This window comes from Chthoniobacterales bacterium (assembly GCA_018883245.1).
In the GTDB taxonomy this organism is placed as follows: domain Bacteria; phylum Verrucomicrobiota; class Verrucomicrobiia; order Chthoniobacterales; family JACTMZ01; genus JACTMZ01.
The window spans coordinates 34,595-48,218 of the sequence record VEQL01000005.1 but is presented as its reverse complement, the minus strand read 5'-3'; the positions used below and the strand labels follow the sequence as shown (position 1 = coordinate 48,218).

Genomic DNA, 13,624 nt, shown 5'->3' with positions numbered 1-13,624 from the left:
CTTAATGTCCGCTGCCATCACGTCCCAACCCGACATCAAGGGCCACTTCGGTCCCTATGGTGGCGTTTTCGTGCCCGAGACCTTGATGACCGCGCTCGAGGAACTGACGCGCGAATACGAAGCGGCGCGCAAGGATCCCGAATTCCGGCACGAACTCAACCAGCTGCTTGCGGAATTTGTCGGGCGTCCGACGCCGCTTTATCTGGCTGAACGTCTTACGGCGCAGCTCGGCGGGGCGAAAATTTATCTGAAACGCGAAGATCTCCTGCACACCGGCGCGCACAAGATCAACAACGCGATGGGGCAGATCCTCCTCGCGAAGCGCATGGGCAAAAAGCGGGTCATTGCCGAGACCGGTGCGGGTCAGCACGGCGTGGCCACAGCGACGGCCGCCGCACGTTTCGGCATGGAATGCGTCGTCTACATGGGCGAAGTCGACATGAAACGCCAGGCGCTGAATGTCACGCGCATGAAATTTTTGGGGGCGAAAGTTGTGCCGGTCACCGCAGGCCAGGCCACGTTGAAGGAAGCGGTCAACGAAGCCATGCGCGATTGGGTCACCAACGTGCGTTCGACCCACTACATTCTCGGCACAGCTTACGGGGCCCACCCGTATCCCATGATGGTGCGCAATTTCCACCGTGTGATCGGCGAGGAGGCACGCCGCCAGATCCTCGAGCGCGAGGAACGCCTGCCCGATTTGCTCGTGGCCTGCGTGGGCGGGGGCAGCAATGCCATCGGTCTGTTCTATCCTTTTCTCGAGGACAAAAACGTCCGCATGGTCGGTGTTGAAGCCGGTGGCGAGGGAATCAAACCCGGACGGCACGCCGCGCGTTTCCAAGGCGGCAAGCTCGGTGTGTTGCAAGGATGCAAGACGTTCCTGCTGGCGAACGATGACGGACAAATCGAGCTTACCCATTCCGTCTCCGCCGGACTCGATTACGCGGCGGTCGGGCCCGAACACAGCTTCCTTCGCGATGCGGGGCGGGTGGAATACGATTATGCCACCGATGACGAGGCGCTGAATGCGTTCCGGACATTGGCCAAAGTCGAAGGCATTATTCCCGCCCTTGAAAGCGCCCATGCCGTGGCCCACGCGATCAAAGTCGCCCCGAAGATGGCGAAAGATCGGATCATCCTCGTGAATCTCTCCGGCCGCGGGGACAAGGACGTCCAGCAGGCTGCGGAGTTTGTTTTCGGCGCGACGGGTTAGGGGCGTCCGGGATCATGTTTGCAGCCGTTGTGCAGCTGCCTTCCGCGCGCCCGTTCTGCAGATGTTCGCTGCCGGAAAAAGTATCGTCGTTATTCCGTGTCAAAAACCGCTGCGACCTGATAGCGTTCTGACCCCGTGAAAACGATTTTCGTCACGGGTGGGGTTGTAAGTTCTCTCGGCAAGGGTCTCGCGGCGGCGTCGCTTGGCACTTTGCTCGAGAGCCGGGGGTTGCGGGTGACCATGGGCAAGCTCGACCCGTATCTCAATGTCGATCCGGGCACGATGAGTCCCTACCAGCACGGAGAGGTGTATGTCCTCAACGACGGTGCCGAAACCGATCTCGACCTCGGTCATTACGAGCGCTTCACGGGCTGCGTTCTTGGTCGGCGCAACAACCTCACCAGCGGACAGGTCTATGAAAATGTCCTCGCTCGCGAGCGCCGCGGTGATTACCTCGGCAAAACCGTGCAGGTCATTCCGCATGTGACGGACGAGATCAAATCGCGCGTCCGCGAACTGGCATCCGCGGGGGACGCCGACGTGGCGATCATCGAGATCGGCGGCACAACCGGCGACATCGAGGGTCTGCCGTTTCTGGAGTCGATCCGCCAATACCTCCTCGAGGCCGGTGACGGAAACGCGATGCTCATCCATGTCACCCTCGTGCCTTTCATCAAGGCCGCCGGCGAACTCAAAACCAAACCGACGCAGCAGAGTGTGGCCAAACTGCGGGAAATCGGCCTCCAACCGAAGGTGGTCATCGCCCGCTCCGAATACCCGCTGGATGACGACGTGCGGGAGAAACTTTCTCTTTTTTGCAATGTTCCGAAGCGCGCGATCATCGAAGCGCTCGACGTTCCGCATTCCATCTACGAATTCCCCCTCATGCTGCAGAAGGAGGGCCTCGACGAGGTTGTTTGCGATGCGCTCCGTCTTGAAGCGCCGCCCGCCCAGATGGCGGAATGGGAAAAATTCGTCGAGCGTGTGGTGCGTCCGCGCAAACGCGTTTCCATCGCGGTGGTCGGCAAATACATCGAGTTGCAGGACGCCTACAAGAGCATCTACGAGTCGCTCACCCACGCCGGCGCGGCGCACGATTGCGGCATCGATCTGGTCCTGGTGGACGCGGAGGATCTCGAGGCCGAGGGCGGTCCGGAAAAGCATTTGCGTGGCGTGGCCGGAATCCTCGTGCCCGGCGGATTCGGGGACCGCGGGGCCGAGGGAAAAATCGCCGCCGTGCGCTACGCCCGCGAGTCCCGCACGCCGTATCTTGGCATCTGCCTCGGCATGCAGGTCGCCGTGGTGGAATTCGCGCGCCATGTCTGCGGATTGTCCAAAGCCCACAGCACGGAATTCGACCCCGCGACCCCGGACCCCGTGATCTACCTCATGGAGGAGCAGAAGGATGTGACTGACAAAGGTGCCACCATGCGGCTCGGATCCTATCCTTGTGCGCTGAGAAAGAACACGGTGGCCCACCAACTTTACGGGGCCTCCGAGATCAACGAGCGCCACCGTCACCGTTACGAGTTCAACATGAAATACCGCGAGCAGTTCGAGAAGCAGGGGTTGGTGATCTCCGGAACATCGCCCGACGGCGCGCTGGCGGAGGTCGTCGAACTGCGTAACCACCCTTGGTTCGTCGCGTGCCAGTTCCATCCGGAATTCCGCTCGCGCCCGCGCGCGGCTCATCCGCTCTTCAAGGGATTCGTCGGGGCTGCTTTGGCGCACGTGGCGTGACTTGTGCGCGGGTTTGCCAACCTTCCGGGCGGCTCCTAACATAACATCTCCGCTTATGAGCCGGCTCGAACAACTGAAGCAGTTCACCACCGTCGTCGCCGACACCGGCGACTTTGAAAGTATCCGGCAATTTTCGCCGCAGGACGCGACGACGAACCCGTCGCTGATTTACAAGGCTGTCACGCAACCGGAATACGCGCCGCTTCTCGACCAGGCGGTGAAGGAGCGCAAGGGCTCGAATGTGCCGCGCGAGGAACTCATCCGCGATATTATCGACGACCTGCTGACGATTTTCGGCGAGAAAATTTTGCAGATCGTGCCGGGGCGCGTTTCCACCGAGGTGGACGCTCGGCTGTCCTTCGATACGCCGGCCACGATCGAGAAAGCGCGCAAACTCATCGGTCTTTACGCGGAGCGCAAAGTTCCGCGCGAGCGTGTGCTGATCAAAGTCGCCTCCACATGGGAAGGTATCCGCGCGGCCGAAGTGCTGCAAAAGGAAGGGATCAATTGCAATCTGACGCTTCTTTTTTCGCTGCCTCAGGCCATTGCCTGTGCCGAGGCGAAGGTCCGCCTCATCTCGCCCTTCGTCGGCCGCATCTACGACTGGTATAAGGCCAAGACCGGGCAGGAGTATCGCGGTGCGGAGGATCCGGGGGTGAAGTCCGTGCGGACGATCTACAACTACTACAAGAAGTTCGGCTACGAGACGCAGGTCATGGGGGCGAGCTTCCGCAATACTTCGCAGATCCTTGAATTGGCCGGTTGTGATCTTCTCACCATCAGTCCCGAATTGTTGTCGGAACTGCAGGGCTCCGACGGTCCGGTGCACCGGAGGCTGTCGGTCGAGGAGGCGCGGGGTTCGGCCGCGGTAAAAATTCCTCTCGACGAAAAATCATTCCGGTGGATGCTCAACGAGGACGCCATGGGCACGGAAAAGCTTGCCGAGGGCATCCGGAAGTTTTCCGAAGATATCGTCAAACTCGAATCCATCATCGCCAAGAAACTTGCCTGAACCCCAGCTCGTATCCCATGAAAAATCCCACAATCGCCATTGTTTTTGCCGCCACCACGGCAGTCCTGGCCGGCTGCGCCACCCAAGGGACCCGCGTTACTTCACCCTATCTCGCGGTGCTCCAGCAGCGCGGGGTGGACCCGGGCACCTACACGCGCGTCAGCCATGGCCGCGTGCTCACCTATGACGACATCTACGACTTGGTGCAGAAAGGCATTCCCGGGGACAAGATCACCGATTACCTCAAGGCCACGCGCGCCCCGTATGTTTTCAGCCAGTCGCAGATCAACCGTCTGGCTTCGGCCGGTGCCGGTCCGGTGCTGGTGAAATTCCTCGAGACGCCGCCGACCAAACCCGTGACGCAGGGATTCGACAACCCCACGACACAGGCGTTCCTCAACAGCCCTTACTGGCGCGATCCCTACTACATGGACGACAGTCCGTTCGAGTTTTACTTCCCGCAAAGCTGGTCAACAGCCCCGCTCACGGGGTCATCCGGCTCCGAACTTGCCCCGCGGCGGTAAAGGGCCTCAGTCCTTTTTCGCGTCGAGCTTCTGCAGCTTCGGGGTGATGACCGCCCTGTTGTAGGGGTGCATCGGATTGTTGCGGTAAAAATCCTGATGGTATCCCTCGGCGGGATAAAATGTTTCCAGCGGGACGATCTCCGTGACGATGGGTGATTTGAATTTTCCCTGAGCCCGCGCTTTGGATTCCACTGCCATGCGCGCTTGGTCTTCGTCCGTGGTCAGTATGATGGAGCGGTATTGTGTCCCGACATCGGCGCCTTGGCGGTTGAGTGTGGTCGGGTCGTGGGCATCCCAGAAAAGATCGATGATCTTTTCGTAGGAAATTTTTTCCGGGTCGTATTCGACCTGCACGACTTCTGCGTGTCCGGTTTTTCCGGAACAGACTTCGTCGTAGGTCGGGTTTGCGGTGTTTCCTCCGGCGTAGCCCGAGGTGACGGAGAGGATCCCGGGCATGCGTTCGTAAACGGCTTCGACGCACCAGAAGCATCCTCCCCCGAGTGTGGCTTTTTCGGTTTTCACAGTCTGGTTGTCGGCGTGGGTGGCCGCGGTTGCAAGCGCCAGGACGAACGCGGCCGCTCTCATTTTTTCGCGGAGGGGACGAACTCGAGCGAGACCGAGTTGACGCAGTAGCGAAGCCCGGTCGGCGGCGGCCCGTCGGGGAAAACATGGCCGAGGTGCGCATCGCAGCGGGCGCAAAGGATCTCGTCGCGCACCATGCCGTGGCTGCGATCGACCGCGGTGACGACGTTTTCTCGTGCAACGGCACGGAAAAAGCTGGGCCACCCGGTGCCCGAATCGAACTTGGCGTCCGAACGGAAGAGCGGCAGATCGCAGCAGACGCAACGATAAACGCCCGGCTCCTTGTGGTCGTGAAACGCGCCGCAGAAAGGACGCTCGGTGTCCTTTCCGCGTGTCACGCGGTAAACTTCGCCGTCACCCAACTGGGCGCGCCACTCATCGTCGGTTTTGGTCACTTTTTCCATAGTTTGTGCGGGCAATGTTTCACCTTTTGCACCGAGCAAGCAGACATTCACCGTTTGCGGCCGCGTGTCCGCGGCGATGGCCGGCGTGCAAAGCGCGAGGCCGATGGCGAGATATGCCGTGGCGGGGGGCTTGATCATCCTTGTTCGGCCGCGGCGCGGCGTTTGCGGCGCTGCGCGGCTTCCGCGAGAAATTCCTCCTGCGCGTCCCAAGGCGTTTCGCCGCCCGGTGCCGGAAGGTAGTCGCCGTCGGGTTGGAGAATTTCGGCCTTCACGTTGTCGCGCCAGAAGCAGTCGATGATTTCCTGCACATGCTCTTTCATGCCGTCGCTCTCGACCGGAAAGACGGCTTCGACGCGGTGGAAAAAATTGCGCTCCATCCAGTCGGCGCTGCCCAGGAAAAAAAGGGGATCCCCGCCGTTCTCGAATCGGTAAACGCGGCTGTGCTCGAGAAATCGCCCCACAATGCTGCGCACCTCGATGTTCTCGCTCACCCCCGCGATGCCGGGGCGCAACGCGCAGATCCCGCGCACCAGCAGGCGGACCTTCACTCCGGCGCAGGATGCGCGGTAGAGCGCCTCGATGACTTCCTCCTGCACGAGCGAGTTCATTTTCGCGAAGATGCCGGACGGGCGCCCCGCCTTGGCGTTTTCGGTCTCGGCCTCGATCAGCGCGAGCACGCGCTTGTGGAGATGCCACGGTGCGACGAGGAGTTTGTTCGGCGGCGGCAACTGCGAGACGCCGGTTACGGTGTTGAAAAGATTGGCCACATCCTCCGTGATGTCGGGCCGTGCCGTGAAATAACTCAGGTCGGTGTAGAGGCGCGCCGTCGAGGGGTGGTAGTTGCCGGTGCCAAGATGCACGTAGCGCCGGATGCCGTCGTATTCCTTGCGCACGATCATGGCCATTTTCGCGTGGGTCTTGAGGCCGGCCACGCCGTAGACCACGTCCACGCCCGCCTCGCGGAGCTGACGCGCCCATTTGATGTTGGCCGCCTCGTCGAAGCGCGCTTTGAGTTCGATGACCACCACGACCTGCTTGCCTTGACGGGAAGCCTGGATGAGGAGCGGAATGATCGGGGAATCCGAACTCGTGCGGTAGAGCGTCTGCTTGATGGCGAGTGTCTGCGGGTCTTCCGCGGCCTGCCCGATGAAATCGAGCACCGTCTGGAAGCTGTCATAAGGATGATGCAGGAGAATATCGCCGCGCCGGATGTGGAAAAAGATGTCCCGCTCCTCGCCGAGACCGACCACCGTGACCGGCGTGAAGCGCTTGTATTTCAGCTCGGGCCGGTCGAGTTCCGTCGCGATCGGCATGAGCCGCACCATGTTGAGCGGCCACTCCGCGCGGTAAACGTCGTCCTCCTCGAGATTGAAGATGCCGCAGAGGCGCTTGGTCAGGTCTTTCGGGCAGCCCTGCACCTCCAGGCGGACGGCGTTGCCGCGGTTGAGCTTGCGAAGTTCATCCTCGATGGCGCGCAGGAGATTGCGCGCTTCCTCCTCGTCCACGTAGAGGTTGCTGTTGCGCGTGATGCGGAACATGTGTGCGCCGCGGACCTTGACCCCGTGAAAGAGGCGCCCGACGTGGGCTTGGATGAGATTGCCGAGGAAGATGAAATCGTCCCCTTGCGCGCCCTTTTTTTTCGGGAACGGCAGGACGCGCGGCAGGATGCGGGGGATCTGCACGACGGCGAGGTCAGCGTCAAGGTCGTCCCCTTCGAGTTCGACGATGAGGTTGAGGCTCTTGTTGAGCAGCTGGGGAAAGGGGTGGGCGGGATCGATGGCGAGAGGTGTGAGGACGGGAAAAATCTCGCGTTCGAAATACTCGGTGAAATGCTTGCGGGCTTCCTTGCCGACGTCGGGATAGCGGTGGAAGCGCACGCCGTTCTGTGCGAGGCCCGGCTGGATTTCCTGGCGCCAGCAAGCGTATTGGTCGCGCACCATCCTGCGCACGCGGTCGCTGATGGCGTCGAGCTGCTGCGCGGCCGTGAGGCCGTCGGGCCCGGTGGACATGGAACCGGCCTGCAGCACCTGCTTGAGACCGGCCACACGCACCTCGAAAAATTCGTCGAGATTGGACGAGACGATGCACAGGAATTTCAGCCGCTCGAGCAGGGGGACAGCAGGGTCCGTGGCCTGGTCCAGCACCCTCTGGTTGAACTCGAGCCAGCTCAGCTCGCGGTTGATGTAAAACTTGGGATCCGAAAGATCCATAAGGCTGACTTCATAGATTCGTCCCGCGGGACGCGCAGCGCAAGCGAAAGGCGCGGGAGCGTGTGGCCCCCTGCGCCCGCTTGTGGTAGATTCCGACGCATGAGAAGCGCGTTGATTCTGCTTTTCGCCGTTTGGGGCTGCTGCGGTCCCGCGTCGGCGCAAAATTCCAAGCTTCCGGTGCGTGCTCTGGGCAACGCTTTTGCCGACGTCTATGAAAAAGTCGCGCCGAGTGTGGTGGTCCTTGAAGTGGCGAAGCAAGAAGCGGAGATGGACGAGGGAACTTTCGCGTGGGAGTTCCTGCTGCGCGACCGCCGTCTGCCCGGCGCGCGCCCGCGTGTCGAGGAAAGCGAGGGCTCGGGATTCATAATCCGCCCCGACGGATATATCATCACCAACGCGCATGTCATCGAGGGCGCGGACCCCGACCGCGGCGTCGTGGCCCGGCAAAAGGACGGCACGCGCATGCCGCTGCGCGTCGTGGGAATCGACGACAAGACCGACATTGCCGTCCTCAAAGCCGACGCGAAGGGCTTGTCCGCGATCACATGGGGCGATAGCGACTCGTTGCGCGTGGGCGAATTTGTCTGCGGGATCGGGGCGCCCTTCGAGTTGGATTACACGCTGACGGCGGGGATCGTCAGCGCCAAAGGGCGCAGCAACCTCACGAGCACAGTTTACGAGGACTACATCCAGACCGATGCATCCATCAACCCGGGCAACAGCGGGGGTCCGCTTTGCGATCTCGACGGGCATGTGGTCGGCGTGAACACGCTGATCAACGGTCTCAATCGCGGCCTGAGCTTTGCCATTCCCTCGAAGATCGCCAAAGCGGTGAGCGACGAACTCATCGCCAGCGGACGCGTGGTGCGCCCGTGGCTTGGCATCCGGATCGAGACTTTGTCCGATGATCCGGCGTTGCAGAAGATGATCGGTCGCGAGCGGGGTGTGCTGGTGCGCAGTCTCGAGCCGGACGCGCCGGCTTCGCACAGCGAGGTGCGTCCGGCCGACGTCATTGTTGCGGTGGATGGCGAACCGGTGGAAACGGCACGCCAGCTGCAGCAGGCGATCTTGCGCAAAAAAGTCGGGCAGGCCGTGCGGCTCAATGTCTGGCGCCGAGGTGCGGACGGCGGGGCGTTCCGCGAGATGGAAGTCACAACGGCCGAGTTGCCTCAGTCGCCCGTGGAAGCGCGCGGCGGGCCGAACGACGGGCCGCCCGGGCCGGGCGAGGGCGTGGAATTCGAATCGCTCGGGCTTCAGTTGCAGAATCTTGACCCCGAGATGGCAAAAAAAATGGGTCTGGAGGCCGGCGGGGTGATTGTCACGCATGTTGAGCCCGACAGCGCCGCCGGTGTGGCTGGGTTGCGCCGTCGCGATGTGATCACCGCGGTCGGTGATGATATTATTGCCGGAACCGATGGCTTCGCCACGGCGATGGCGAAATTGGCGCCGGGAGAATCGACGACTCTTCTGATCGAGCGCGACGGGCAGAAAACCTACGCCAATCTCAAGCCCTGAGGCCGTCAGAGCCCGATAACTTCGTGCAAGGACTTTGCCGCCTCCCCGGGTGCGAGGCGGGTCATGCACCGGAAGTCGATCGGGCATACGCGCAGGAAGCACGGGCTGCACTCGACCTTGTGCCGCAGGATCCGGTGGAAATCGCCCAGCGGTGACGTGAGTTCCGGTTCGGTGGATCCGAACACGGCTACCGTCGGGACACCGAGGAACGCCGCGAGATGCATTGTCCCCGTATCGTTGGTCAGCAGCGCGTCGCACGCGGCAAGCTCATCCATCAGTTGGTCGAGCGAGGTGCGGCCGACGAGGTTGCGGACAGGAAACGGGACATTTCCGGCGATGGTTTGCGCCGGTTCCGCATCCCCGGCGACTCCGAATATGACAAACTCCGCCGGCACCGACCCGTGGAACAATCGCATGGCTGCGGCGAATTTCTCCGCCGGCCAGCGTTTGGCGGGGCCGTATTCGGCGCCCGGGCAAATGCCGATCCGTGGCACGGTCGGGCGCGCCCTTGCAGGGCGCGGGGCGAACGTTGCCGGCTCATCGCGTTTCGGAGCGCCGAAGTGCTCGACCAGCCGCAGGTAGCGCTCGGCGTGGTGTCCTTGCGAGTCCGCGGTGAATTTCGGAACACCCCCCAGCAGCCAGCGGCGCCAGTGGCCCGGATAGCCGACGATCCGCCGCGCGCCGAGTGCTTTCGCCTCAAGAGCGGAGCGGAGCGAGTTGGGAAAAAGAATGGCGGCGTCGAACTCGCGCCGCACGCGTTTGCGGAGAGCGAGCGGGGATTCTTTCCCGCGGATTTCGATGACATCGTCAACGCCGGCGACCCGCCGCCAGAGGGGTGCAAGTTTTGCCGGCGTCAATATGGTGAGATGGAGGTCGGGCCGGGATTTTTTGCATGCCTCGACGGCCGGGATGTTCATCACGGCATCGCCGAGCCAGTTGCTCGAGCGCACCAGAAGACGGAAGGGCTGGATGTCCTTCATCGATTCGTCCGGCGGGAGATAAAATCCGCGCCGCGCGCGTCCCAGGAGAAACGGACCCGGGATTTTCCAGCGGTTGTGGACCCAGAACCAGTCGGGCGGGGATCCGGAGATCTGCCGCTCGAGTGTCCGGTTCAACCCGGCGGTCAGTTCCTCCACGGTTTTGCCTGCCGGCTCCACCGGCGGTTCAATGACGCACCGCCAGCGCGCGGTTCCCGTGGTGTGGATGGCAACCGAGACAAGCGGCGCGCCGGTTTTCTGGGCGATGATGGCTGCCAGCGTGGAAGTCGAAGCCATGCGTCCGAAAAGCGGCGTCCAGAGCGCGGCATCGCCGGCGTGCTGGTCCACGAGGATGGCGAGGATGCCGCCGCTTTCGACGAGATCGGCGGCGCCGAGATAGCCCTTGCGTCTGTCGAAGGTCTGCAGGCCGAGTCGCCGGCGGTCGCGGTCGATGAGCCTGTTGAGGTATTTGTTCCTCTGCGATTGGAAAACCGCTCCGACCGGAACGTCGCTCACATGGCTGATCAGTTGCGCATAAAGCTCCCAGTTCCCGATGTGGTTGATGGCCATCACCACTCCCTTCCCGCGATCGAGCGCTGCGCGCAATCCCGGCAGGCCGATGAGTTCGACGCGCCGGTCCACATCGTGCACCGGCATGCGTGCGAGTCGCGGCACGCTGAGCAGATTGGCTCCGAGTGTCATGAAGTGGCGTCGCACGGCCGCACCGATCTCGCGTTCGGTCATGGTGTGACCGAACGCGATGTGCATATTGCGCCGCGCGAGCCGGCGGTAGCCGGGCAGAAGTGCCCAGGCCCCGAGCCCGAGCAGGGCCCCGGCTCGGAAGACCAGTTCCAATGGCAACCGTCCGAGCACCGCGAGCAGTCCCAGCACAAGCAAGTAGGCCGCGTAATCCATGATGAGAGCGGCCCAAAATAGCGGGCCGCGCGCGCCGGCGGAAGGTTTTCATCGGCGCTCTTTGGGCGTGCAGCGGGCCGCGGTGCGTGGCAATTTCGGCCGTATGAAACCGAAAGTTTACCGCGATCCTCACCGCGCGAAAATTCTCTGGGGCGGAATAATTCTGGCGGTGGTTGTCCTCGGTTTCTTTGTTTGGGCCACGCTCTATCTCGACAGCAGCAACAAAAGCAGCGGCGCCTTCACCGGCAAGATCGTGGCCATGGAATTCACCCCCCAGCCGGCCCAGGAGATCACCGTGGGCAGCGGCGGATTGCAGAGCACGAGGATTGAGGGCGAATACCTGCTCAAAGTGCAGACGCCCGACGGTTCCCGCGTTTTCAACGTTTGGGTGGATAAAAGCGCCTACGATGCCGTGAAGGTGGGGGACGATTATTTCGTGGTGCCGACCCCGTGAGCCGCCCGCAGATCGAACGTTCCGCCCGCGCGCTTGTCTCTTTTTGAATGCGGCAGGCGGGCCCACCGCGCGCCGTGGCGCAGAAAAGATTTTATGAGTCAAACAACGCATGAATTGAACGAGCAGGTGCAGCGCAGCAGCCAATGGGTTCAGCCGCTGTTTTCGGAAGTCGGAAAAGTCGTCGTCGGGCAGAAATTGCTCGTCGAGCGCCTGGTGATGGGTTTGCTGACCAACGGCCACGTCCTGCTCGAGGGCGTGCCGGGGCTGGCCAAGACATTGACCGTCCGCACGTTGGCCTCCTGCCTGCACACGGGTTTCCAGCGGTTGCAGTTCACGCCCGATCTTTTGCCGGCCGACCTCATCGGCACGCTTATTTACAATCCCCGCGACGGGCAATTCACCACCAAGCTGGGGCCGATTTTTTCGAACCTGATCCTCGCCGACGAAATCAACCGTGCGCCGGCCAAGGTGCAGAGCGCCTTGCTCGAGGCTATGCAAGAGCGGCAGGTGACGATCAGCGACCAGACCTACAAGTTGCCCGATCCGTTCCTTGTTTTGGCCACCCAAAACCCGCTCGAGCAGGAAGGAACTTACCAACTGCCCGAGGCGCAACTCGACCGTTTCATGTTCAAGGTCAATGTCGGCTACCCGACGCGCACCGAAGAGCGGGCGATTCTCGATGCGATGTCCACCTCGGCTCCCAAGCTCGAGGTCAACGCCCTCGTGCGTCCGGAGGATATCATTTCCTCTCGCGCGCTGGTCAACGCCATCTATGTCGATGACCGCGTCAAAGATTACATTGTCGATATCGTGTGGGCCAGCCGCCAGCCGGCTTCCTACGGGCTCAAACTCGACGGGATGATCCGCTACGGTGCTTCGCCGCGCGCGACCATTTTCCTCACGCTCGCGGCCAAGGCCCACGCCTTCCTCAACGGCCGTGGCTACGTGACCCCGCAGGATGTCAAGTCGGTGGGGCCGGACGTTTTGCGCCACCGCATCGCGGTAAGCTACGAGGCCGAGGCGGAGGAAATGACCAGCGAGCACATCATCGAGCAGATCTTCGCCGGGCTGCCGGTGCCGTAGGGAGAGTTTCAAGTTTCAAGGTGAAAGTTTGAAGAGCCGCGCAACCCGCGGTGGCAGGCCTTCACTTAAATCCCAAGACTCAAAAACTTAAAATCTTTGCATCTCATGCAGGAAACCCGCGAGATCCTCAAAAAAATCCGGCGCCTCGAGCTGCGCACGCGGCGTCTGGTGGATTCGATGTTCGCCGGCTCCTACCACAGCGTGTTCAAGGGGCGCGGGATGAATTTCGAGGAGGTCCGCGAATACACGCCCGGCGACGAGATCCGCTCGATCGACTGGAACGTCACGGCGCGCATGAACGCGCCCTTCGTTAAAAAATTCACCGAGGAGCGCGAGTTGACGGTCATGCTGGTGGTCGATGTCAGCGCGTCGGGCGATTTCGGCAGCGTTGAGTCGAGCAAGCGCGAACTTGCGGCCGAGGTCGCTTCGATCCTCGCGTTCAGCGCCATCCGCAACAACGACAAGGTCGGGCTCCTGCTTTTCACCGACGAGGTCGAGCTTTTCATCCATCCGAAAAAAGGACGCCTCCACACCCTGCGGCTGATCCGCGAGATGCTCTATTTCAAACCGCGGCACCGCGGGACAAACATCACCGCCGCTCTCGAGTATCTGAACAAGGTGGTGACCCGGCGCGCGGTCGTTTTTCTCATCTCCGACTTTCTCGACGAAGGATACTCGCGTCCGCTGGCGGTCACCGCCCGCCGTCATGATCTTATTGCCATCCCGGTGGTTGATCCGGGCGAGGAACATCTGCCGGATGTGGGGATTGTCACCCTCGAGGATCCGGAGACCGGCGAGCAGATCGACATCAACACATCGAGCCGTGCGCTGCGCGGAGCCTACCTCGCCCTCGAGGAAAGGCGGAAGAAGATGATCGACCAGGAGTTCAACAAGCTGGGAATCGACATGATCCCCTTGCGCACCAACGAGGATTACCTGCACGTGCTCCGCTCTTTCTTCGACCGCCGCGAGCAGCGTCAACTCAGCGCCTGACC

The 13,624-nt window shown here is 61.9% G+C and carries 12 protein-coding genes; 8 read left to right on the top strand and 4 right to left on the bottom strand.

The features are described 5' to 3' along the window. Positions 1-4: 4 nt before the first annotated feature. The 4 genes from trpB to FGM15_03000 all read left to right on the top strand — a co-directional run bounded on the left by trpB (position 5) and on the right by FGM15_03000 (position 4,489). On the top strand, positions 5-1,213 hold the full coding sequence (gene trpB, locus FGM15_03015) for a tryptophan synthase subunit beta (protein ID MBU3664835.1): 1,209 nt from the start codon (positions 5-7) through the stop codon (positions 1,211-1,213). Between the two features lie 135 nt (positions 1,214-1,348). Further along, positions 1,349-2,953, top strand: a complete 1,605-nt coding sequence (locus FGM15_03010) for a CTP synthase (GenBank protein MBU3664834.1) — start codon at positions 1,349-1,351, stop codon at positions 2,951-2,953. A gap of 55 nt (positions 2,954-3,008) precedes the next feature. After that, the gene (gene tal / locus FGM15_03005) at positions 3,009-3,965 is read left to right on the top strand and encodes a transaldolase (GenBank protein ID MBU3664833.1); all 957 of its coding nucleotides are present in this window, start codon (positions 3,009-3,011) and stop codon (positions 3,963-3,965) included. Positions 3,966-3,982: 17 nt separating this feature from the next. Beyond that, positions 3,983-4,489 (top strand): hypothetical protein, encoded by a 507-nt coding sequence (locus FGM15_03000; GenBank protein ID MBU3664832.1) that lies wholly within the window; start codon positions 3,983-3,985, stop codon positions 4,487-4,489. A 6-nt stretch (positions 4,490-4,495) separates the two neighbouring features. On the opposite strand, the gene msrA is transcribed toward FGM15_03000, so the two are convergent. The 3 genes from msrA to ppk1 form a co-directional block, all read right to left on the bottom strand. Then, positions 4,496-5,074 (bottom strand): peptide-methionine (S)-S-oxide reductase MsrA, encoded by a 579-nt coding sequence (gene msrA, locus FGM15_02995; GenBank protein ID MBU3664831.1) that lies wholly within the window; start codon positions 5,072-5,074, stop codon positions 4,496-4,498. Beyond that, the gene (gene msrB, locus FGM15_02990; GenBank protein ID MBU3664830.1) at positions 5,071-5,475 is read right to left on the bottom strand and encodes a peptide-methionine (R)-S-oxide reductase MsrB; all 405 of its coding nucleotides are present in this window, start codon (positions 5,473-5,475) and stop codon (positions 5,071-5,073) included. The genes msrA and msrB overlap by 4 nt, the downstream gene beginning before the upstream one ends. 134 nt (positions 5,476-5,609) lie before the next feature. Continuing rightward, positions 5,610-7,685, bottom strand: coding sequence for a polyphosphate kinase 1 (gene ppk1, locus FGM15_02985; GenBank protein ID MBU3664829.1), 2,076 nt, complete (start codon positions 7,683-7,685; stop codon positions 5,610-5,612). A 99-nt stretch (positions 7,686-7,784) separates the two neighbouring features. Between ppk1 and FGM15_02980 the strand changes: the two genes are divergently transcribed. Further along, a complete protein-coding gene (locus FGM15_02980) occupies positions 7,785-9,200 on the top strand; it encodes a PDZ domain-containing protein (protein MBU3664828.1) in 1,416 nt (471 codons plus the stop codon). A gap of 5 nt (positions 9,201-9,205) precedes the next feature. Here the strand turns inward: FGM15_02980 and waaF are convergent, their stop codons facing one another. Continuing rightward, entirely contained in the window at positions 9,206-11,092 is a 1,887-nt protein-coding gene (gene waaF / locus FGM15_02975) for a lipopolysaccharide heptosyltransferase II (GenBank protein ID MBU3664827.1), read from the bottom strand. Between the two features lie 103 nt (positions 11,093-11,195). Between waaF and FGM15_02970 the strand changes: the two genes are divergently transcribed. The 3 genes from FGM15_02970 to FGM15_02960 all read left to right on the top strand — a co-directional run bounded on the left by FGM15_02970 (position 11,196) and on the right by FGM15_02960 (position 13,622). Beyond that, the gene (locus FGM15_02970; protein ID MBU3664826.1) at positions 11,196-11,546 is read left to right on the top strand and encodes a hypothetical protein; all 351 of its coding nucleotides are present in this window, start codon (positions 11,196-11,198) and stop codon (positions 11,544-11,546) included. A 93-nt stretch (positions 11,547-11,639) separates the two neighbouring features. Further along, positions 11,640-12,629, top strand: a complete 990-nt coding sequence (locus tag FGM15_02965; GenBank protein MBU3664825.1) for a MoxR family ATPase — start codon at positions 11,640-11,642, stop codon at positions 12,627-12,629. A 105-nt stretch (positions 12,630-12,734) separates the two neighbouring features. Then, positions 12,735-13,622: a DUF58 domain-containing protein gene (locus tag FGM15_02960; protein MBU3664824.1), complete on the top strand. Its 888-nt coding sequence runs from the start codon at positions 12,735-12,737 to the stop codon at positions 13,620-13,622. Positions 13,623-13,624: the final 2 nt, after the last annotated feature.